Below are 18,250 nucleotides of genomic sequence, written 5' to 3' on the forward strand. Positions count from 1 at the left end.
GCTCCGAGAGGAGCGGCGGGGGGCTTCTTCGTTGTCCCCCGAGGGGGCCGGGCCGGTCAGGCGCGGCGGCGGCGGACGGCGGTGAGGGAGGCTCCGATGAGGATCATCAGGCCGAGGGTGCCACCCGCCAGGCCGGCCTTGAGGCCCTTCGGGGTGAAGGTGCAGGAGATCTTGTCGGTGCCCGGGGGCAGGGAGAGGGCCAGGAGGCCGTGGAAGTCCGCGGTCGGGGTCGAGCACTGCCAGCCGGGGATGGCCGTCGTGGCGATGACCGCGGTGCCCTTGGCGTCCTTGGGGAGCGTGGCTTCGATGGTGTGGCCGCCCGCCGTGACGTGGGTGGCGCCGGTGGCCTTGAGGGTGGAGACCGCCGCGTCGAGCTTGGCGGGGGCCAGGCAGCCGACGGGGTGTTCGCCGGCCGTGGCGCCCTGGGTGGCGGTCCTGACCGTGATGTCGAGCCTGCCCGAGGCCGGGACCGGGCCGAGGCGCAGGACGCCCGTCATCCGGTCCTGGAGGGCCTGCTCGGGGCCGTCCCCGACGCGCAGGCCGCCGTAGAGGGCGGGGGAGTACCAGAACGCCTCGGAGCCGGGGGCGCACTGGGCGGCGTACGTCTGCTCCGTGGCGGTGCCGCCGCGGGTGACCTGCGGGACCTGGTAGACGGTGGCGCCGAGGACGTTCTCCTGGCGGGCGTAGACGCTGTCCGCGGGGTTGGGGGAGGTGTAGGGGCCGGGGCGGACCGTGACCAGGGGCGGGGCCGGGAACCTGCGGGCCGTCCAGCTGTTCTTCGCCGGGCCGGGCTCGACCCGCGCGCCGATGGAGAAGATCGCGTCGAGCACCGGGTTGTCGGCGCCGAAGAAGGTCCGGCCGTCGTTCTTGAAGCCGTAGCCGAGCGGCTCCAGGGCCTGGTAGGTGACCTCCGGCAGGTAACTGCTGTAGTACTGCGGGCCCTGCGCCCGGAGCGCCAGGGCGTCGTTGTACGAGGTCTGGGGCGCGCCCGAGTCGGTCCGGTATGCGGGCCAGCCGTCCACGCCTCGGACGGCGTTGAAGTGTTCGGTGATCGACTTGCTGGACGTCGTCGCCGGCTGCGCCCAGCGTTCGCGGGCGCGGCGTGAGTCCGCGCCGGCCGCGGCGACCGTGGACTCGGCGAAGACGACGCCGATCATGAGGACGGCCGCGACGGGGATCAGGTAGCGGCGCTTCTCCCCGTGGAAGAGCAGCACCAGCGCCAGCAGCGAGACCGCGCCGCCGCCGAGCACGGCCGGCCAGGTCCAGCCGCCGAAGTCGTCGGTGTGCCGGAGCACGAAGGTGGCGGCGACCAGCAGGGCGGCGACCAGGGCCAGGTGCAGCGGGCGCGGCCGGTTGGCCAGCGAGAGCCAGGCGACGATGACGACCATCCCGCTGAAGACGAAGGCCTCGCGGTAGGGGTTGCCGTTCGGCACCGCCAGCCCGTGCCACACGTACTGCGTGGGCGGGAACTGGAACGAGGCGACCACCAGCACGGTCGCCGCCGCCCACACCAGGCGGGTCTTCTTCGCGATGCCCGAGTTGAGCACGAAGGCGCCGGCCAGGATCAGCCCGAGCGAGGCCACGTACAGCCGCGGCCGGCCGCCCCACAGGTAGGTCGCCGGGAGCATGCCGGTCAGGAAGATCTCGATCCGCACCGGGTCGAAGGCGCCGGCCTGGGTGGGCTGTGCGGAGCCGCTGGAGAGGAACGAGGGCAGCAGGAGGGGGAGGGTGAGCAGGATGCCCGTCCCGGCGGCCGTTGCGGCCCGCCACAGGGCCCGCAGCCGCTGCGCACCGGTCATGTCGCGGGTGACGAGGCGGATGGCGAGCAGGACGCAGGCGGCCATCGTGGCCATCATCGCGGTGTAGAAGTTCCCGAACCACGCGAGCGCCACGAGCGCCGCCACACCCGGCCAGCGGCGCCCTTCCAGGCACCATTCGACGGCGATGCCGAGGAGGGGCAGCGCGACGAGGCCCCACAGCCACATGGGGATGTACGAGGCGTCGCTGAGCGCCCAGCCGCAGAGGCCGTACGTGGCTCCGAGCACGCCCCGCTGCCACCACGGGCCGGGCTTCAGCTTCCCGAGGTACACGGTCATCACGGCGGCGGCGGTGCCCATGGTGATCGGGGTGATCGCGAAGACCGCGAGGTCGACGTGGGCGCGCGGGACGATCACGGCGAGCCAGGAGAAGGGGTTGCCGAGGTACGTGTAGTAGTCGGACAGGAACTGCTGTCCGAAGCCGCCGCGCCAGGTGAAGAGCAGGTCGCCGGCGGCCTGGCCGTGGACCAGGTCCCACAGGGCCCGGTGGAAGGGCACGTACTGGTTGGCCTGGTCGTTGACGGCGCGGCCGGTGTTGCCGAAGGGGAACGTGCCGCGCAGCACCCAGGCGGCGCAGAAGGCGCCCGAGGTGATCAGGAAGGCGAGCAGGGGTCCGTACAGCCGGGAGAGCCGGCGGCGGCGCCGGACTGCGGGCCGGGGCGGGCGGGGCGGGCTGTCCGTGGCCGCCGGCTCGGTCGTGACCGTCCCCAATGTCCCGCTCCCTGATGTGGTCGTGCCGTTTGGGTTGAATCGTGGGCTGAATCGCAGGGCAGTGTAGTTCGCCGGGGGCCCGGCCCGGCCCGGGTGAGGGGTTGCCGTACTCCTGCGCGGGGCGCCCCCGTACCACATGTGCGCGTCGGTGGGACATCGGCGGGGCCGCGCGGGGGCCTCGCCCGTGCGGCGCATGGCCTGCGCGGGTCTGCCGGGGCCGGGGCCGGGGCTTTTGTTTTGACCGGAGTGGATGCGGTAGGTACGCTCAGACCTTGTGCCTGGGGTGTGCCTGGGCTCCCGTGCGTGTCCATCAACCGCAATGGAGCCCGTATCAGCCACCGCGATCCATGCGTTTCCGTGCTTGCGCGGAGGTCCGCCGGATCCGACACACCCGACCGCGTGGGTCGGCAAAGTTCCAGGTTAGCTCCACTACGGCACACAGAAACCGGAGAAGTAGTGCCTACGATCCAGCAGCTGGTCCGGAAGGGCCGGCAGGACAAGGTCGAGAAGACAAAGACCCCCGCGCTTGAGGCTTCGCCCCAGCGTCGCGGCGTCTGCACGCGTGTGTTCACGACCACCCCGAAGAAGCCGAACTCGGCGCTGCGCAAGGTCGCGCGTGTGCGTCTGACCTCTGGCATCGAGGTCACCGCTTACATTCCGGGTGAGGGACACAACCTGCAGGAGCACTCGATCGTGCTCGTGCGTGGTGGCCGTGTGAAGGACCTGCCGGGTGTTCGTTACAAGATCATCCGCGGTGCGCTTGACACCCAGGCTGTCAAGAACCGCAAGCAGGCCCGCAGCCGCTACGGCGCCAAGAAGGAGAAGTAAGAATGCCTCGTAAGGGCCCCGCCCCGAAGCGCCCGGTCATCATCGACCCGGTCTACGCATCTCCTCTGGTGACGTCGCTCATCAACAAGATCCTCCTGAACGGCAAGCGCTCCACCGCCGAGCGCATCGTTTACGGCGCCATGGAAGGCCTCCGCGAGAAGACCGGCAACGACCCGGTCATCACGCTGAAGCGCGCGCTCGAGAACGTCAAGCCGTCCCTCGAGGTCAAGTCCCGCCGTGTCGGTGGCGCGACCTACCAGGTTCCGGTCGAGGTCAAGCCGGGTCGTCAGTCGACCCTGGCGCTCCGCTGGCTCGTGGGTTACTCCCGCGCCCGCCGTGAGAAGACCATGACCGAGCGCCTCATGAACGAGCTGCTCGACGCCTCCAACGGTCTTGGCGCTGCCGTCAAGAAGCGCGAGGACACGCACAAGATGGCCGAGTCCAACAAGGCCTTCGCGCACTACCGCTGGTAGTCCCAACCCACATCGAGACCGAGAGAAGACTGAGCCGATATGGCTACCACTTCGCTTGACCTGGCCAAGGTGCGCAACATCGGCATCATGGCTCACATCGACGCGGGCAAGACGACCACCACCGAGCGCATCCTGTTCTACACCGGTGTGTCTTACAAGATCGGTGAAGTCCACGACGGCGCTGCCACGATGGACTGGATGGAGCAGGAGCAGGAGCGCGGCATCACGATCACGTCTGCCGCGACGACCTGCCACTGGCCGCTCGAGGACGTCGACCACACCATCAACATCATCGACACCCCGGGTCACGTTGACTTCACGGTCGAGGTGGAGCGTTCGCTCCGCGTCCTCGACGGTGCCGTCACCGTGTTCGACGGTGTCGCCGGTGTGGAGCCGCAGTCCGAGACCGTTTGGCGTCAGGCCGACCGCTACGGCGTGCCGCGCATCTGCTTCGTCAACAAGCTGGACCGCACCGGCGCCGAGTTCCACCGCTGTGTCGACATGATCAAGGACCGCCTCGGTGCGGTTCCGATCGTCATGCAGCTCCCCATCGGCTCCGAGATGGACTTCCAGGGCGTTGTCGACCTGGTCACCATGAAGGCGTTCGTCTGGTCCGCCGAGGCGACCAAGGGCGAGATGTACGACATCGTCGACATCCCGGACACCCACAAGGAAGCCGCTGAAGAGTGGCACGCCAAGCTGGTTGAGACGGTCGCCGAGAACGACGACCAGATCATGGAGCTGTTCCTGGAGGGCGTCGAGCCCACCGTCGAGCAGCTGCACGACGCCGTGCGTCGCATCATCATCGGTTCCGGCAAGGGCACGGGCGCCACGATCACCGCGGTGTTCTGTGGCACGGCGTTCAAGAACAAGGGCGTTCAGCCCCTGCTCGACGCCGTCGTCCGCTACCTCCCCTCGCCCCTGGACATCGAGGCCATCGAAGGCCACGACGTCCGGGACGCCGAGGTCGTCGTGAAGCGCAAGCCGTCTGACGAGGAGCCCCTCGCGGCGCTCGCGTTCAAGATCATGCGCGACCCGCACCTCGGCAAGCTCACCTTCGTCCGGGTTTACTCGGGCCGCCTGGAGGCCGGCACTGCGGTGCTGAACTCCGTCAAGGGCAAGAAGGAGCGCATCGGCAAGATCTACCGCATGCACGCCAACAAGCGTGAAGAGATCGAAGCGGTGGGCGCCGGTGACATCGTCGCCGTCATGGGCCTGAAGCAGACCACCACCGGTGAGACGCTGTGTGACGACAAGAACCCCGTGATCCTGGAGTCCATGGACTTCCCGGCTCCGGTCATCCAGGTCGCCATCGAGCCCAAGTCCAAGGGTGACCAGGAGAAGCTGGGTGTCGCCATCCAGTCTCTCGCGGAGGAGGACCCCTCCTTCCACGTTCACTCGGACGAAGAGACCGGCCAGACCATCCTCGGTGGTATGGGCGAGCTGCACCTCGAGGTGCTGGTCGACCGTATGAAGCGCGAGTTCAAGGTCGAGGCCAACGTCGGCAAGCCGCAGGTCGCTTACCGCGAGACGATCCGCCAGACGGTGGAGCGTCACGACTACACCCACAAGAAGCAGACCGGTGGTACCGGTCAGTTCGCCAAGGTGCAGATCGCGATCGAGCCGATCCTCGAGGCCGACGGTCCGGCGTACGAGTTCGTGAACAAGGTCACCGGTGGCCGCATCCCGAGGGAGTACATCCCCTCGGTCGACGCCGGTGCGCAGGAAGCCATGAAGTTCGGCATCCTCGCCGGCTACGAGATGACTGGCGTCCGCGTCATCCTTCTCGACGGTGGCTACCACGAGGTCGACTCCTCCGAGCTCGCGTTCAAGATCGCCGGCTCGCAGGCCTTCAAGGAGGCCGCGCGCAAGGCTTCTCCCGTGCTCCTCGAGCCGATGATGGCCGTAGAGGTCACCACGCCGGAGGAGTCCATGGGTGACGTCATCGGTGACATCAACTCCCGCCGTGGCCAGATCCAGGCCATGGAGGAGCGTCACGGAGCTCGCCTCGTGAAGGGCCTCGTGCCCCTTTCGGAGATGTTCGGCTACGTCGGAGACCTCCGCAGCAAGACCTCGGGTCGCGCCAGCTACTCGATGCAGTTCGACTCCTACGCCGAGGTTCCCCGGAACGTCGCTGAGGAGATCATCGCGAAGGCCAAGGGCGAGTAACTCTTCCGAGTACACGCTTTAGGCTTGTCACCGGAGCCTCTGGGGCAACAGGAGTAACCCTCCATTGCCCCGGAGGGACCGGCTATCCAGCAAAGATCACCTGGCGCCGATGAGTAAGGCGTACAGAACCACTCTCCAGGAGGACCCCGTGGCGAAGGCGAAGTTCGAGCGGACTAAGCCGCACGTCAACATCGGCACCATCGGTCACATTGACCACGGTAAGACGACCCTCACGGCCGCCATTACCAAGGTGCTGCACGACGCGTACCCGGACCTGAACGAGGCCTCGGCCTTCGACCAGATCGACAAGGCTCCTGAGGAGCGCCAGCGCGGTATCACCATCTCCATCGCGCACGTCGAGTACCAGACCGAGGCGCGTCACTACGCCCACGTCGACTGCCCGGGTCACGCGGACTACATCAAGAACATGATCACCGGTGCCGCGCAGATGGACGGCGCGATCCTCGTGGTCGCCGCCACCGACGGCCCGATGCCGCAGACCAAGGAGCACGTGCTCCTGGCCCGCCAGGTCGGCGTCCCCTACATCGTTGTCGCCCTGAACAAGGCCGACATGGTGGACGACGAGGAGATCCTGGAGCTCGTCGAGCTCGAGGTCCGTGAGCTGCTCTCCGAGTACGAGTTCCCGGGCGACGACCTGCCGGTCGTCCGCGTCTCCGCGCTGAAGGCCCTCGAGGGCGACAAGGAGTGGGGCGAGAAGCTTCTCGGCCTCATGGCTGCCGTCGACGAGGCCATCCCGACCCCGCCGCGTGACACCGAGAAGCCGTTCCTCATGCCCGTCGAGGACGTCTTCACGATCACCGGTCGCGGTACGGTCGTCACCGGCCGTATCGAGCGTGGTGTCCTGAAGGTCAACGAGACCGTCGACATCATCGGCATCAAGGAAGCCAAGACCACCACCACGGTCACCGGCATCGAGATGTTCCGCAAGCTGCTCGACGAGGGCCAGGCGGGCGAGAACGTCGGTCTGCTCCTCCGTGGCATCAAGCGCGAGGACGTCGAGCGCGGCCAGGTCATCATCAAGCCCGGTTCGGTCACGCCGCACACCGAGTTCGAGGCCCAGGCCTACATCCTGTCGAAGGACGAGGGTGGCCGTCACACCCCGTTCTTCAACAACTACCGCCCGCAGTTCTACTTCCGTACCACCGACGTCACGGGTGTTGTCACCCTGCCGGCCGGCACGGAGATGGTCATGCCGGGCGACAACACCGAGATGACGGTCGCGCTGATCCAGCCGGTCGCCATGGAGGAGGGCCTGAAGTTCGCCATCCGTGAGGGTGGTCGTACCGTGGGCGCCGGCCAGGTCACCAAGATCACGAAGTAATTTCGTGCTCTGACCTGGTAGCTCGCGCGAGCGGGCACCATGTTTGACAGAGGGGCCCCTGCCTTGTCGCTTCGGCGATGGGGGAGGGGCCCTTTGTCGTACCCGTGCGTCGCGGTCACGCGTAGCGGGGGAGCCCCTCGGTGGAGATGGTCCAGTCGGCGATGGTGACGTCCTCGCCGTAGAGGAAGTCCTTGCGGGTGGCGTACCGGGGGCCCTCGGGCGTCTGGTGGATCTCGGTCATGACGGCGCCTGTGCCGGTGCGCGGGTCGAAGATCGCGTAGACGGGGATGCCGACCAGGGGGTAGTCCCGCATCTTGCTCACCCAGTCGTTGTCCGGGTTGGAGCGCGAGACGATCTCGACGGCCGCGATGAGGGTTCGCGGGTCGAACGAACCTGGGACTTCCATGTCCGCTTCGGCGATCACCATGATGTCGGGCAAGCGCAGGATGCCCTCGGAATCGTCCTCGACGTCGGGGGATCCGGTGTGTGCGACAAGTTCGTCCGGCATCGCCTTCTCCATGCGCTTTCGCACCCGCAGCGCTGTCAATTCGTGGGGCCGACGGGTGCCGTCATGTCGTGGACGAGGCCTTCCCTGGTGATCTCGATCTTGCCGGGAACGGTGTCTTCCAGCCGCTGCACGACGTCGCGCATCTGCTGGTAAAGGAGGGTCCCTTGCCGTTCGTCGTCCGGGGCGATGGTCATGGTGGCGGCTCCTCGTCCGTGCCCGTGGGCCCGAGTCATCACCTTCATGCTAGGCAGCCTCCGTCGTATTGGTGCGGCAGTCGCGGCAGTGGCCCGGGGCGGGGGCGCGGAAGGCGAGGTCGCACCGCTCGCAGGTCTGGAAGGGGTCCGGCGGCACGTACGCGGGTCTGACCGGTACGGGGAGCAGGCCGGGCGGCAGCTGGGCGGTGAGCCGGTGGGCGATCAGGCCGGCCGGGTTGCGCGGCTGCGGGGGAAGGTTCGAGGTCAGGGCGGCGGTGACGGCGGCGGGGGAGGCCCCGCGCTCCAGCCAGGCCTCCACGGCGGGGGTGAGGCGTTCGATGTCGCGGGCGCCGAGGAGGAGGCGGGAGTCGATGCGGCGCAGCTCGGCGAGCAGCTCGCCGGCGGCGAGGCTCCGCCAGGGGTTGGCGGTGTTCGCGGGCCGGGGGAGCGGTGGCGAGACCTGCGGCGCCGGGGCCGGGGGCTCGGGCGGGGGAGCGGGCGCGGCTTCCGGCGGGGCCTCGGGTGCGGCCGGGGCCGGGACCTCGGGTGCGGCCGGGGCCGGCGGCTCGGGGGCGCGGGGAGGGCGCGGGTGGGCGGCCTCCTCGGCGGGGGACAGGGACCCGGGCCGGTTGTAGGAGACCGTACGGGTCACCACCTGGCCGCCGGGCAGCCGCTCGCGGGTGCGTTTGAGGTAGCCGTGCACCTCCAGCTCGCGCAGGGCGCGGGCGATGCGGTGCTCGCTCTCGGGGAAGAGGGGGGTCAGGTCCTTGATGCCGATGCGGACACCGGCCGGGACCGACTGGATGTAGAGGGCCAGACCACGGGCGACGAGCGACAGCTCGGGGTGCTGGGCGAGGTGGTTGCCGATCACGGTGAAGCCGCGGGTGTGCCGCACGTTGACGTGGACTACACCGGATCGGGGGGTCTCGGCGGCGTTCCGGACCGAGGGGCGCGCGAGCGCGCTAGGCTGCTGAACATCCATCGGGAAGTTGGGCTTCCTTGCTGGTAGGCCCTCGGCCGGGATTGCGAGTCCCGTCGGGGGCCGACGTATTTCTGGGGGTGGTCGCCGCGAGCATATGCCTGCGAACCCCCTTGAAAGCCAGCCAAATTGGCGCCGTTCACCCGTCCGAGGTACCGGCCCGCCGTGGCCGCCGGCGGGAGGCTGGAGGGGTCTGGCACGGGTTCTTTGCTTCCCGAGTACTTGATCCCATACGTCCAGGACGACCTCGTCGCCGAAGACCGCGACGCGGCTGCCGCGTCCCGGTGTTTCCCCCGGGCTCACTCCCGGTTTCCCCCGGGCGCGGAGGGTGACCGGGCGGCTACGGCGCGAGAACGGTGCCGGCTGGGCTGCGCGTGGTGCGGTTTGACCACTCAGCGTGGCGGGGTATTCTCTTCGGCCCGATTAGCCAGGTACGTGCCTCGTATGGCAGACTACTCAAGTTGCTCGGCTGAGTGCCGATGCTGCGCGCCTCCCGCCGGGAGGACCGGAAGCGAGTCCCACAGTACTCGTCGCCTTATCTGCCTCTCGGGGCAGCAATGGGGCGGACGTACGGGAATCTTCTGGGAAGCGTCAGCACGGCCCCTGCCAGGCACTCGGTGGGTGTTTTCCCCCGATGCGCGGTCTTGGGACCGCACCCCCTTGGAGAGGGAATTTCCGTATGGGAATTTTCTGTAGAGGGAGTGCGACACGCCCGACCGCGTGGGTCGGAGGAAAGCCGCGGAGTCATCCGCAGCCGACCGAGAGCCAGAGCGTTTCCACAACAGACAGGACTACGGAGTAGCCATGGCGGGACAGAAGATCCGCATCCGGCTCAAGGCCTACGACCACGAGGTCATCGATTCGTCGGCGAAGAAGATCGTCGAGACGGTGACGCGCACTGGTGCGTCGGTCGCGGGCCCGGTGCCGCTGCCCACTGAGAAGAACGTGTACTGCGTCATCAAGTCGCCGCACAAGTACAAGGACTCGCGCGAGCACTTCGAGATGCGCACGCACAAGCGCCTGATCGACATCCTCGACCCGACCCCCAAGACCGTTGACTCGCTGATGCGCCTGGACCTTCCGGCCGGCGTTGACATCGAGATCAAGCTCTGAGAGGCGTCGAGAAGATGGCAAAGCAGATCAAGGGCGTCCTGGGCGAGAAGCTCGGCATGACCCAGGTCTGGGACGAGAACAACCGTGTCGTCCCGGTCACCGTGGTCAAGGCCGGACCCTGCGTCGTTACCCAGGTCCGTAAGAACGACATCGACGGCTACGAGTCGGTCCAGATCGCCTTCGGCGAGATCGACCCGCGCAAGGTGAACAAGCCCCTCAAGGGCCACTTCGCCAAGGCCGACGTGACCCCGCGCCGCCACCTGGTGGAGCTCCGCACCTCCGACGCCAGCGAGTACACGCTCGGCCAGGAGATCACTGCCGCTGTGTTCGAGTCGGGCGTCAAGGTTGACGTCACGGGCAACAGCAAGGGCAAGGGCTTCGCCGGTGTCATGAAGCGTCACAACTTCAAGGGCCTCGGTGCCGGACACGGCGTCCAGCGCAAGCACCGCTCCCCCGGTTCGATCGGTGGCTGTGCCACCCCTGGGCGTGTCTTCAAGGGCATGCGCATGGCCGGTCGTATGGGCAACGAGCGTGTCACCACCCAGAACCTGACCATCCACGCGGTTGACGCGGAGAAGGGTCTGCTCCTCATCAAGGGCGCGGTCCCCGGTCCGAACGGCGGCCTCGTCCTGGTCCGTACCGCGGCCAAGGGGGCTTGAGGTAATGAGCACCATTGACATCCTTTCGCCGGCAGGCGACAAGGCCGGTACCGTCGAGCTCCCCGCGGAGATCTTCGACGCGAAGACCAGCGTTCCGCTGATCCACCAGGTCGTTGTCGCCCAGCTGGCAGCTGCCCGTCAGGGCACGCACAAGACCAAGCGTCGTGGCGAAGTCCGTGGTGGTGGCCGCAAGCCGTACCGCCAGAAGGGCACCGGCCGCGCCCGTCAGGGTTCGACCCGCGCTCCGCAGTTCGTCGGCGGTGGCGTTGTCCACGGCCCGCAGCCGCGTGACTACTCCCAGCGGACGCCGAAGAAGATGAAGGCCGCCGCCCTCCGCGGTGCCCTCTCGGACCGTGCGCGTCACTCCCGCATCCACGTCGTCACCGGCGTGGTCGAGGGTGCCGCCTCCACGAAGGCCGCCAAGACGCTGTTCGGCAAGATCTCGGAGCGCAAGAACCTGCTCCTGGTCGTCGAGCGCGCCGACGAGGCCGCGTGGCTGTCCGCCCGCAACCTGCCCCAGGTTCACATCCTGGAGCCGGGCCAGCTGAACACGTACGACGTGATCGTCTCTGACGACGTGGTCTTCACTCAGGCCGCTTTCGAGTCCTTCGTGTCTGGCCCCAAGGCCGATGAGACCGAAGGGAGCGACGCCTGATGTCTGAGGCGACCGTTACCAGCAAGACCTTCACTGACCCGCGCGACCTGCTGATCAAGCCGGTTGTCTCGGAGAAGAGCTACGCGCTGCTGGACGAGAACAAGTACACGTTCATCGTCGCGCCCGGCGCCAACAAGACCCAGATCAAGCAGGCCGTCGAAGCGGTCTTCTCGGTCAAGGTCACCGGGGTCAACACGATCAACCGTCAGGGTAAGCGCAAGCGCACCAAGACCGGTTTCGGCAAGCGTGCGAACACCAAGCGCGCCATCGTGACCCTCGCTGAGGGCGACCGAATCGACATCTTCGGCGGCCAGGCCTCCTAACGGAGGTCTAGTCGTCCGGAATCGGACGAGGACTGAGAAATGGGTATCCGCAAGTACAAGCCGACGACCCCGGGCCGTCGTGGCTCCAGCGTCGCCGACTTTGTCGAGATCACGCGGTCCACGCCGGAGAAGTCGCTGGTTCGCCCCCTGCACAGCAAGGGCGGCCGTAACAACACCGGTCGGATCACCGTTCGCCACCAGGGTGGTGGACACAAGCGCGCCTACCGCGTGATCGACTTCCGTCGTCACGACAAGGACGGCGTGCCGGCCAAGGTCGCGCACATCGAGTACGACCCCAACCGCACTGCGCGCATCGCGCTCCTGCACTACGCGGACGGCGAGAAGCGCTACATCATCGCGCCGAAGGCTCTGAAGCAGGGCGACCGGATTGAGAACGGCCCCACGGCCGACATCAAGCCCGGCAACAACCTGGCCCTCCGTAACATCCCGGTCGGTACCACGATCCACGCGATCGAGCTCCGTCCCGGTGGTGGCGCCAAGTTCGCCCGTTCCGCGGGTGCCTCCGTGCAGCTGCTGGCGAAGGAGGGCACGATGGCCCACCTTCGTATGCCTTCCGGTGAGATCCGCCTGGTCGACGCGCGCTGCCGCGCCACCGTCGGTGAGGTCGGCAACGCCGAGCAGTCGAACATCAACTGGGGCAAGGCCGGCCGCATGCGCTGGAAGGGCGTTCGCCCGTCCGTCCGCGGTGTCGCGATGAACCCGGTTGACCACCCGCACGGTGGTGGTGAGGGCAAGACCAGTGGTGGTCGCCACCCGGTCTCCCCGTGGGGTCAGAAGGAGGGTCGTACTCGCTCGCCGAAGAAGGCTTCGAGCAAGTACATCGTCCGCCGCCGCAAGACGAACAAGAAGCGCTAGGAGCGGGTTTAGATGCCGCGCAGTCTCAAGAAGGGGCCCTTCGTCGACGACCACCTCGTAAAGAAGGTGGACGTCCAGAACGAAGCCGGCACCAAGAACGTCATCAAGACCTGGTCCCGTCGCTCGATGATCATCCCCAGCATGCTGGGTCACACCATCGCGGTGCACAACGGCAAGACCCACGTCCCGGTGTTCGTCACCGAGTCGATGGTCGGCCACAAGCTCGGCGAGTTCTCGCCGACTCGCACCTTCCGCGGCCACGTCAAGGACGACCGGAAGTCGAAGCGCCGCTAAAGGCGGGGTGGTTACGACTATGACTTACACCGAAGGGACAACCATGGAAGCCAGGGCCCAGGCGCGGTACATCCGCGTCACGCCCATGAAGGCCCGCCGAGTGGTGGACCTTATCCGTGGCATGGATGCCACGGAGGCTCAGGCGGTCCTGCGTTTCGCCCCGCAGGCCGCGAGCGTGCCGGTTGGCAAGGTGCTGGACAGCGCCATTGCCAATGCCGCACACAACTACAACCACCCGGACGCCTCCACGCTGGTCATCAGCGAGGCGTTCGTGGACGAGGGCCCGACCCTGAAGCGGTTCCGTCCGCGTGCGCAGGGCCGTGCCTACCGGATCCGCAAGCGGACCAGCCACATCACCGTGGTCGTCAGCAGCAAGGAAGGTTCCCGGTAATGGGCCAGAAGGTAAACCCGCACGGGTTCCGGCTCGGCATCACCACCGACTTCAAGTCGCGTTGGTACGCCGACAAGCTGTACAAGGACTACGTCAAGGAAGACGTCGCCATCCGTCGGATGATGACGTCCGGCATGGAGCGCGCCGGTATCTCGAAGGTTGAGATCGAGCGCACCCGTGACCGCGTGCGTGTGGACATCCACACCGCTCGTCCGGGCATCGTCATCGGCCGCCGTGGCGCCGAGGCCGACCGCATCCGCGGTGACCTCGAGAAGCTCACGGGCAAGCAGGTCCAGCTGAACATCCTCGAGGTCAAGAACCCCGAGCTTGACGCTCAGCTGGTTGCCCAGGCCGTTGCCGAGCAGCTCTCCTCCCGCGTCTCCTTCCGTCGCGCCATGCGTAAGAGCATGCAGGGCACGATGAAGGCCGGCGCCAAGGGCATCAAGATCCAGTGTGGCGGCCGTCTCGGCGGCGCCGAGATGTCCCGCTCCGAGTTCTACCGCGAGGGTCGTGTGCCGCTGCACACGCTGCGCGCGAACGTGGACTACGGCTTCTTCGAGGCCAAGACCACCTTCGGCCGTATCGGTGTGAAGGTCTGGATCTACAAGGGCGATGTCAAGAACATCGCCGAGGTTCGCGCCGAGAACGCTGCGGCCCGTGCGGGTAACCGCCCGGCCCGTGGTGCTCAGGGCGCTGGCGACCGTCCCGCCGGCCGTGGTGGCCGTGGTGGCGAGCGCGGCGGCCGTGGTGGCCGCAAGCCGCAGCAGGCTGCTGGTGTCGAGGCCCCCAAGGCCGACGCTCCCGCCGCCGCTCCGGCTGAGAGCACCGGAACGGAGGCCTGACCGACATGCTGATCCCTCGTAGGGTCAAGCACCGCAAGCAGCACCACCCGAAGCGCCGCGGTATGGCCAAGGGCGGTACTGAGGTCACGTTCGGCGAGTACGGCATCCAGGCGCTCACCCCGGCGTACGTGACGAACCGCCAGATCGAGGCGGCTCGTATTGCGATGACCCGCCACATCAAGCGTGGCGGCAAGGTCTGGATCAACATCTACCCGGACCGTCCGCTCACCAAGAAGCCTGCCGAGACCCGCATGGGTTCCGGTAAGGGTTCTCCCGAGTGGTGGATCGCCAACGTGCACCCGGGTCGGGTCATGTTCGAGCTGTCCTACCCGAACGAGAAGATTGCTCGTGAGGCGCTCACCCGCGCTGCTCACAAGCTTCCGATGAAGTGCCGGATTGTTCGGCGCGAGGCAGGTGAGTCGTGATGGCGACGGGAACCAAGGCGTCCGAGCTGCGTGAGCTCGGCAACGAGGAGCTCGTTGGCAAGCTGCGCGAGGCCAAGGAGGAGCTGTTCAAGCTCCGCTTCCAGGCGGCCACGGGTCAGCTGGAGAACAACGGCCGGCTCAAGTCCGTCCGTAAGGACATCGCTCGCATCTACACCCTGATGCACGAGCGTGAGCTCGGTATCGAGACGGTGGAGAGCGCCTGATGAGCGAGAACAACGTGACTGAGAAGACCGAGCGCGGTTTCCGCAAGACCCGTGAGGGTCTGGTCGTCAGCGACAAGATGGACAAGACCGTCGTCGTCGCCGTCGAGGACCGCGTGAAGCACGCCCTGTACGGCAAGGTCATCCGCCGTACGAACAAGCTCAAGGCGCACGACGAGCAGAACGCTGCCGGCGTCGGCGACCGCGTCCTCATCATGGAGACGCGTCCGCTGTCGGCGAGCAAGCGCTGGCGCATCGTCGAGATCCTCGAGAAGGCCAAGTAATTATCTGAGGGGTTTCCCTCAGGTTCGTTCCGCCAGGCTCGGTGGGGGCGGTAGCTCTTCGGAGTGAGGCCCCCGCCGGGAACCGGCAGACAAACAGGAGATACACGTGATCCAGCAGGAGTCGCGACTGCGTATCGCCGACAACACTGGTGCCAAGGAAATCCTTTGCATCCGTGTTCTCGGTGGTTCCGGTCGCCGCTACGCGGGCATCGGTGACGTCATCGTCGCCACCGTCAAGGATGCGATCCCCGGTGGCAACGTGAAGAAGGGTGACGTCGTCAAGGCGGTCATCGTTCGCACCGTCAAGGAGCGTCGCCGCCAGGACGGCTCGTACATCCGCTTTGACGAGAACGCCGCCGTCATTCTGAAGAACGACGGCGACCCTCGCGGCACCCGTATCTTCGGCCCGGTGGGCCGTGAGCTGCGCGAGAAGAAGTTCATGAAGATCATCTCGCTCGCGCCGGAGGTGCTGTAAGCATGAAGATCAAGAAGGGCGACCTGGTTCAGGTCATCACCGGTAAGGACAAGGGCAAGCAGGGCAAGGTCATCATGGCCATCCCTACTGAGAACCGTGTCCTCGTCGAGGGTGTCAACCGGGTCAAGAAGCACACCAAGGCCGGTCAGACCGCTGGTGGTTCGCAGACCGGTGGCATCGTGATCGTCGAGGCGCCGATCCACGTCAGCAACGTTCAGCTGGTTGTGGAGAAGGACGGCCAGAAGGTCGTTACCCGCGTCGGTTTCCGCTTCGATGACGAGGGCAACAAGATCCGCGTTGCCAAGCGGACGGGTGAGGACATCTGATGGCTACCACTCCGCGTCTCAAGACGAAGTACCGCGAGGACATCGCGGGCAAGCTGCGTGAGGAGTTCTCCTACGAGAACGTCATGCAGATCCCCGGCCTCGTGAAGATCGTGGTCAACATGGGTGTGGGCGACGCCGCCCGCGACTCCAAGCTGATCGACGGCGCCATCAAGGACCTGACGACGATCACCGGTCAGAAGCCGGCCGTCACGAAGGCCCGCAAGTCCATCGCGCAGTTCAAGCTGCGCGAGGGTCAGCCGATCGGCTGCCACGTCACCCTCCGTGGTGACCGCATGTGGGAGTTCCTGGACCGTACGCTGTCGCTCGCGCTTCCGCGTATCCGCGACTTCCGTGGTCTGTCGCCGAAGCAGTTCGACGGCCGTGGCAACTACACCTTCGGTCTCACGGAGCAGGTCATGTTCCACGAGATCGACCAGGACAAGATCGACCGTACCCGGGGTATGGACATCACCGTGGTCACCACGGCGACCAACGACGCTGAGGGCCGCGCGCTCCTTCGTCACCTCGGCTTCCCCTTCAAGGAGGCGTAAGCGAGATGGCGAAGAAGGCTCTCATCGCGAAGGCTGCCCGCAAGCCCAAGTTCGGTGTACGTGCGTACACCCGCTGCCAGCGCTGCGGTCGCCCCCACTCCGTGTACCGCAAGTTCGGCCTGTGCCGCGTCTGCCTTCGTGAGATGGCTCACCGTGGCGAGCTGCCGGGCGTGACCAAGAGCTCCTGGTAAATCCCCCTCGTCCGCAAGGACTTGGGAGCTACCAGGCACTCTCGGTAAGCATCTGGTCGGCGGATGCCCGGCCGCGCATGCCTTAGGCTTGTGTGGTTGGGCGTCCGCCGCCCATAACGACTTACTACGCCGTAGGTCCCCGCACCGCACCCGTCCCGCCACTGAGTGGGGAGAGGGATGGCGCATACAGGAAACCCCGGCGAGAGAGGCCGAAGGCCACTTCATGACCATGACTGACCCGATCGCAGACATGCTGACCCGTCTGCGTAACGCTAACTCGGCGTACCACGACACTGTCGTGATGCCGCACAGCAAGATCAAGTCGCACATCGCGGAGATCCTCAAGCAAGAGGGTTTCATCACCGGCTGGAAGGTCGAGGACGCCGAGGTCGGCAAGAACCTCGTCCTCGAGCTGAAGTTCGGGCCGAACCGTGAGCGCTCCATCGCGGGCATCAAGCGGATCTCGAAGCCCGGTCTGCGCGTGTACGCAAAGTCCACCAACCTGCCGAAGGTCCTCGGCGGCCTGGGCGTGGCGATCATCTCCACGTCCCACGGTCTCCTGACCGGCCAGCAGGCAGGCAAGAAGGGCGTAGGTGGGGAAGTCCTCGCCTACGTCTGGTAGTCGGGAACGGAGGAAAAGCAATGTCGCGAATCGGCAAGCTCCCCATCCAGGTTCCCGCCGGTGTGGACGTCACCATCGACGGCCAGACGGTCGCTGTGAAGGGCCCCAAGGGTTCCCTGTCGCACACCGTCAAGGCGCCGATCGAGATCGTCAAGGGTGAGGAAGGCGTTCTGAACGTCATCCGCCCGAACGACGAGCGTCAGAACAAGGCCCTGCACGGCCTGTCCCGCACGCTGGTGGCGAACATGATCACCGGTGTGACCACGGGATACGTCAAGGCTCTCGAGATCAGCGGTGTCGGTTACCGCGTCGCCGCGAAGGGCTCCAACCTGGAGTTCCAGCTTGGTTACAGCCACCCGATCCTGATCGAGGCGCCCGAGGGCATCTCCTTCAAGGTCGAGTCGCCCACCAAGTTCTCGGTCGAGGGCATCGACAAGCAGAAGGTCGGCGAGGTCGCCGCCAACATCCGCAAGCTGCGGAAGCCCGACCCGTACAAGGCCAAGGGTGTCAAGTACGCCGGCGAAGTCATCCGCCGCAAGGTCGGAAAGGCTGGTAAGTAGCCATGGCATACGGTGTGAAGATCGCCAAGGGCGACGCGTACAAGCGTGCAGCCAAGGCTCGCCGCCACATCCGCATCCGCAAGAACGTCTCGGGTACGGCGGAGCGTCCGCGCCTCGTCGTGACGCGTTCCAACCGCAACATCGTTGCTCAGGTCATCGACGACCTCCAGGGTCACACCCTGGCGTCGGCGTCGACCCTGGACGCTTCGATCCGTGGTGGCGAAGGCGACAAGAGCTCGCAGGCCCAGGCTGTCGGCGCGCTCGTCGCCGAGCGTGCCAAGGCTGCGGGTGTCGAGACCGTCGTGTTCGACCGCGGTGGCAACCGATACGCCGGGCGCATTGCCGCTCTGGCTGACGCCGCCCGCGAAGCCGGGCTGAAGTTCTAAGCCCCGGTTCCGGGACTCACGGACGTAACAGAGAG

At 66.8% G+C, this 18,250-nt stretch carries 24 protein-coding genes and 1 pseudogene; 22 read left to right on the forward strand and 3 right to left on the reverse strand.

Annotated elements, in window-relative coordinates; translation table 11 throughout:
* Positions 1-56: 56 nt before the first annotated feature.
* Positions 57-2,528: a YfhO family protein gene (locus tag ACFWB8_RS14370; RefSeq protein WP_385225806.1), complete on the reverse strand. Its 2,472-nt coding sequence runs from the start codon at positions 2,526-2,528 to the stop codon at positions 57-59.
* A 456-nt stretch (positions 2,529-2,984) separates the two neighbouring features.
* Here ACFWB8_RS14370 and rpsL point away from each other — a divergent pair, with 456 nt between their 5' ends.
* From rpsL to tuf, 4 genes are all read left to right on the forward strand, one after another.
* The gene (gene rpsL / locus ACFWB8_RS14375) at positions 2,985-3,356 is read left to right on the forward strand and encodes a 30S ribosomal protein S12 (protein ID WP_007265893.1); all 372 of its coding nucleotides are present in this window, start codon (positions 2,985-2,987) and stop codon (positions 3,354-3,356) included.
* 2 nt (positions 3,357-3,358) lie between these two features.
* Positions 3,359-3,829 (forward strand): 30S ribosomal protein S7, encoded by a 471-nt coding sequence (gene rpsG, locus ACFWB8_RS14380; protein WP_007265894.1) that lies wholly within the window; start codon positions 3,359-3,361, stop codon positions 3,827-3,829.
* A gap of 39 nt (positions 3,830-3,868) precedes the next feature.
* Positions 3,869-5,998, forward strand: a complete 2,130-nt coding sequence (gene fusA / locus ACFWB8_RS14385) for an elongation factor G (protein ID WP_385225808.1) — start codon at positions 3,869-3,871, stop codon at positions 5,996-5,998.
* Between the two features lie 148 nt (positions 5,999-6,146).
* A complete protein-coding gene (gene tuf, locus ACFWB8_RS14390) occupies positions 6,147-7,340 on the forward strand; it encodes an elongation factor Tu (RefSeq protein ID WP_385225810.1) in 1,194 nt (397 codons plus the stop codon).
* A 115-nt stretch (positions 7,341-7,455) separates the two neighbouring features.
* Here tuf and ACFWB8_RS14395 read toward each other — a convergent pair.
* Positions 7,456-8,042: pseudogene (locus ACFWB8_RS14395) on the reverse strand (Uma2 family endonuclease).
* A gap of 49 nt (positions 8,043-8,091) precedes the next feature.
* On the reverse strand, positions 8,092-9,024 hold the full coding sequence (locus ACFWB8_RS14400) for a hypothetical protein (protein WP_385225812.1): 933 nt from the start codon (positions 9,022-9,024) through the stop codon (positions 8,092-8,094).
* 801 nt (positions 9,025-9,825) lie between these two features.
* On the opposite strand from ACFWB8_RS14400, the gene rpsJ reads away from it, so the two are divergent.
* The 18 genes from rpsJ to rplR all read left to right on the forward strand — a co-directional run bounded on the left by rpsJ (position 9,826) and on the right by rplR (position 18,215).
* Positions 9,826-10,134: a 30S ribosomal protein S10 gene (gene rpsJ / locus ACFWB8_RS14405; protein WP_003948644.1), complete on the forward strand. Its 309-nt coding sequence runs from the start codon at positions 9,826-9,828 to the stop codon at positions 10,132-10,134.
* A 14-nt stretch (positions 10,135-10,148) separates the two neighbouring features.
* Entirely contained in the window at positions 10,149-10,793 is a 645-nt protein-coding gene (rplC, locus tag ACFWB8_RS14410) for a 50S ribosomal protein L3 (RefSeq protein WP_215015311.1), read from the forward strand.
* 4 nt (positions 10,794-10,797) lie between these two features.
* Positions 10,798-11,448 carry a 50S ribosomal protein L4 gene (rplD, locus tag ACFWB8_RS14415; protein ID WP_030008466.1) on the forward strand — a complete coding sequence of 217 codons (651 nt, stop codon included), beginning with the start codon at positions 10,798-10,800 and terminating at the stop codon, positions 11,446-11,448.
* A complete protein-coding gene (gene rplW, locus ACFWB8_RS14420; protein ID WP_037792012.1) occupies positions 11,448-11,771 on the forward strand; it encodes a 50S ribosomal protein L23 in 324 nt (107 codons plus the stop codon). The genes rplD and rplW overlap by 1 nt, the downstream gene beginning before the upstream one ends.
* Before the next feature lie 39 nt (positions 11,772-11,810).
* Positions 11,811-12,647, forward strand: a complete 837-nt coding sequence (gene rplB / locus ACFWB8_RS14425) for a 50S ribosomal protein L2 (protein ID WP_008739715.1) — start codon at positions 11,811-11,813, stop codon at positions 12,645-12,647.
* 12 nt (positions 12,648-12,659) lie between these two features.
* On the forward strand, positions 12,660-12,941 hold the full coding sequence (gene rpsS, locus ACFWB8_RS14430) for a 30S ribosomal protein S19 (RefSeq protein ID WP_008739713.1): 282 nt from the start codon (positions 12,660-12,662) through the stop codon (positions 12,939-12,941).
* A 43-nt stretch (positions 12,942-12,984) separates the two neighbouring features.
* Positions 12,985-13,332 (forward strand): 50S ribosomal protein L22, encoded by a 348-nt coding sequence (gene rplV / locus ACFWB8_RS14435; RefSeq protein WP_037792011.1) that lies wholly within the window; start codon positions 12,985-12,987, stop codon positions 13,330-13,332.
* Positions 13,332-14,174, forward strand: a complete 843-nt coding sequence (gene rpsC / locus ACFWB8_RS14440) for a 30S ribosomal protein S3 (protein ID WP_030230639.1) — start codon at positions 13,332-13,334, stop codon at positions 14,172-14,174. The genes rplV and rpsC overlap by 1 nt, the downstream gene beginning before the upstream one ends.
* A 5-nt stretch (positions 14,175-14,179) precedes the next feature.
* Positions 14,180-14,599: a 50S ribosomal protein L16 gene (gene rplP, locus ACFWB8_RS14445; protein WP_243629930.1), complete on the forward strand. Its 420-nt coding sequence runs from the start codon at positions 14,180-14,182 to the stop codon at positions 14,597-14,599.
* Positions 14,599-14,823, forward strand: coding sequence for a 50S ribosomal protein L29 (gene rpmC, locus ACFWB8_RS14450; protein ID WP_008739703.1), 225 nt, complete (start codon positions 14,599-14,601; stop codon positions 14,821-14,823). The genes rplP and rpmC overlap by 1 nt, the downstream gene beginning before the upstream one ends.
* A complete protein-coding gene (gene rpsQ, locus ACFWB8_RS14455; protein WP_030008467.1) occupies positions 14,823-15,104 on the forward strand; it encodes a 30S ribosomal protein S17 in 282 nt (93 codons plus the stop codon). Before rpmC ends, rpsQ begins: the two co-directional genes overlap by 1 nt.
* 106 nt (positions 15,105-15,210) lie before the next feature.
* Positions 15,211-15,579, forward strand: a complete 369-nt coding sequence (rplN, locus tag ACFWB8_RS14460) for a 50S ribosomal protein L14 (protein WP_008739701.1) — start codon at positions 15,211-15,213, stop codon at positions 15,577-15,579.
* A 2-nt stretch (positions 15,580-15,581) separates the two neighbouring features.
* On the forward strand, positions 15,582-15,905 hold the full coding sequence (gene rplX / locus ACFWB8_RS14465; RefSeq protein ID WP_214946845.1) for a 50S ribosomal protein L24: 324 nt from the start codon (positions 15,582-15,584) through the stop codon (positions 15,903-15,905).
* Positions 15,905-16,456 (forward strand): 50S ribosomal protein L5, encoded by a 552-nt coding sequence (rplE, locus tag ACFWB8_RS14470; RefSeq protein ID WP_030008469.1) that lies wholly within the window; start codon positions 15,905-15,907, stop codon positions 16,454-16,456. Before rplX ends, rplE begins: the two co-directional genes overlap by 1 nt.
* A gap of 5 nt (positions 16,457-16,461) precedes the next feature.
* Positions 16,462-16,647: a type Z 30S ribosomal protein S14 gene (locus ACFWB8_RS14475; RefSeq protein ID WP_003956452.1), complete on the forward strand. Its 186-nt coding sequence runs from the start codon at positions 16,462-16,464 to the stop codon at positions 16,645-16,647.
* A 223-nt stretch (positions 16,648-16,870) separates the two neighbouring features.
* On the forward strand, positions 16,871-17,269 hold the full coding sequence (gene rpsH, locus ACFWB8_RS14480) for a 30S ribosomal protein S8 (RefSeq protein WP_007265911.1): 399 nt from the start codon (positions 16,871-16,873) through the stop codon (positions 17,267-17,269).
* 20 nt (positions 17,270-17,289) lie between these two features.
* On the forward strand, positions 17,290-17,829 hold the full coding sequence (gene rplF, locus ACFWB8_RS14485; protein ID WP_385225817.1) for a 50S ribosomal protein L6: 540 nt from the start codon (positions 17,290-17,292) through the stop codon (positions 17,827-17,829).
* A 2-nt stretch (positions 17,830-17,831) separates the two neighbouring features.
* Complete coding sequence (rplR, locus tag ACFWB8_RS14490) at positions 17,832-18,215, forward strand: 50S ribosomal protein L18 (RefSeq protein WP_030008471.1); 384 nt, start codon at positions 17,832-17,834, stop codon at positions 18,213-18,215.
* Positions 18,216-18,250: the final 35 nt, after the last annotated feature.

It is taken from the genome of Streptomyces sp. NPDC060031 (genome assembly GCF_042736805.1).
Taxonomy (GTDB): Bacteria; Actinomycetota; Actinomycetes; order Streptomycetales; family Streptomycetaceae; genus Streptomyces.

What these genes read in the sequence shown, in the direction of transcription:
- rpsG (WP_007265894.1), top strand. Translation starts at nt 3,359, where the DNA reads ATGCCTCGTAAGGGCCCCGCCCCGAAGCGCCCGGTCATCATCGACCCG.
- fusA (WP_385225808.1), top strand. Translation starts at nt 3,869, where the DNA reads ATGGCTACCACTTCGCTTGACCTGGCCAAGGTGCGCAACATCGGCATC.
- ACFWB8_RS14400 (WP_385225812.1), bottom strand. Translation starts at nt 9,024, where the DNA reads ATGGATGTTCAGCAGCCTAGCGCGCTCGCGCGCCCCTCGGTCCGGAAC.
- rpsJ (WP_003948644.1), top strand. Translation starts at nt 9,826, where the DNA reads ATGGCGGGACAGAAGATCCGCATCCGGCTCAAGGCCTACGACCACGAG.
- rplC (WP_215015311.1), top strand. Translation starts at nt 10,149, where the DNA reads ATGGCAAAGCAGATCAAGGGCGTCCTGGGCGAGAAGCTCGGCATGACC.
- rplD (WP_030008466.1), top strand. Translation starts at nt 10,798, where the DNA reads ATGAGCACCATTGACATCCTTTCGCCGGCAGGCGACAAGGCCGGTACC.
- rplW (WP_037792012.1), top strand. Translation starts at nt 11,448, where the DNA reads ATGTCTGAGGCGACCGTTACCAGCAAGACCTTCACTGACCCGCGCGAC.
- rplB (WP_008739715.1), top strand. Translation starts at nt 11,811, where the DNA reads ATGGGTATCCGCAAGTACAAGCCGACGACCCCGGGCCGTCGTGGCTCC.
- rpsS (WP_008739713.1), top strand. Translation starts at nt 12,660, where the DNA reads ATGCCGCGCAGTCTCAAGAAGGGGCCCTTCGTCGACGACCACCTCGTA.
- rplV (WP_037792011.1), top strand. Translation starts at nt 12,985, where the DNA reads ATGGAAGCCAGGGCCCAGGCGCGGTACATCCGCGTCACGCCCATGAAG.
- rpsC (WP_030230639.1), top strand. Translation starts at nt 13,332, where the DNA reads ATGGGCCAGAAGGTAAACCCGCACGGGTTCCGGCTCGGCATCACCACC.
- rplP (WP_243629930.1), top strand. Translation starts at nt 14,180, where the DNA reads ATGCTGATCCCTCGTAGGGTCAAGCACCGCAAGCAGCACCACCCGAAG.
- rpmC (WP_008739703.1), top strand. Translation starts at nt 14,599, where the DNA reads ATGGCGACGGGAACCAAGGCGTCCGAGCTGCGTGAGCTCGGCAACGAG.
- rpsQ (WP_030008467.1), top strand. Translation starts at nt 14,823, where the DNA reads ATGAGCGAGAACAACGTGACTGAGAAGACCGAGCGCGGTTTCCGCAAG.
- rplX (WP_214946845.1), top strand. Translation starts at nt 15,582, where the DNA reads ATGAAGATCAAGAAGGGCGACCTGGTTCAGGTCATCACCGGTAAGGAC.
- rplE (WP_030008469.1), top strand. Translation starts at nt 15,905, where the DNA reads ATGGCTACCACTCCGCGTCTCAAGACGAAGTACCGCGAGGACATCGCG.
- ACFWB8_RS14475 (WP_003956452.1), top strand. Translation starts at nt 16,462, where the DNA reads ATGGCGAAGAAGGCTCTCATCGCGAAGGCTGCCCGCAAGCCCAAGTTC.
- rpsH (WP_007265911.1), top strand. Translation starts at nt 16,871, where the DNA reads ATGACCATGACTGACCCGATCGCAGACATGCTGACCCGTCTGCGTAAC.
- rplF (WP_385225817.1), top strand. Translation starts at nt 17,290, where the DNA reads ATGTCGCGAATCGGCAAGCTCCCCATCCAGGTTCCCGCCGGTGTGGAC.
- rplR (WP_030008471.1), top strand. Translation starts at nt 17,832, where the DNA reads ATGGCATACGGTGTGAAGATCGCCAAGGGCGACGCGTACAAGCGTGCA.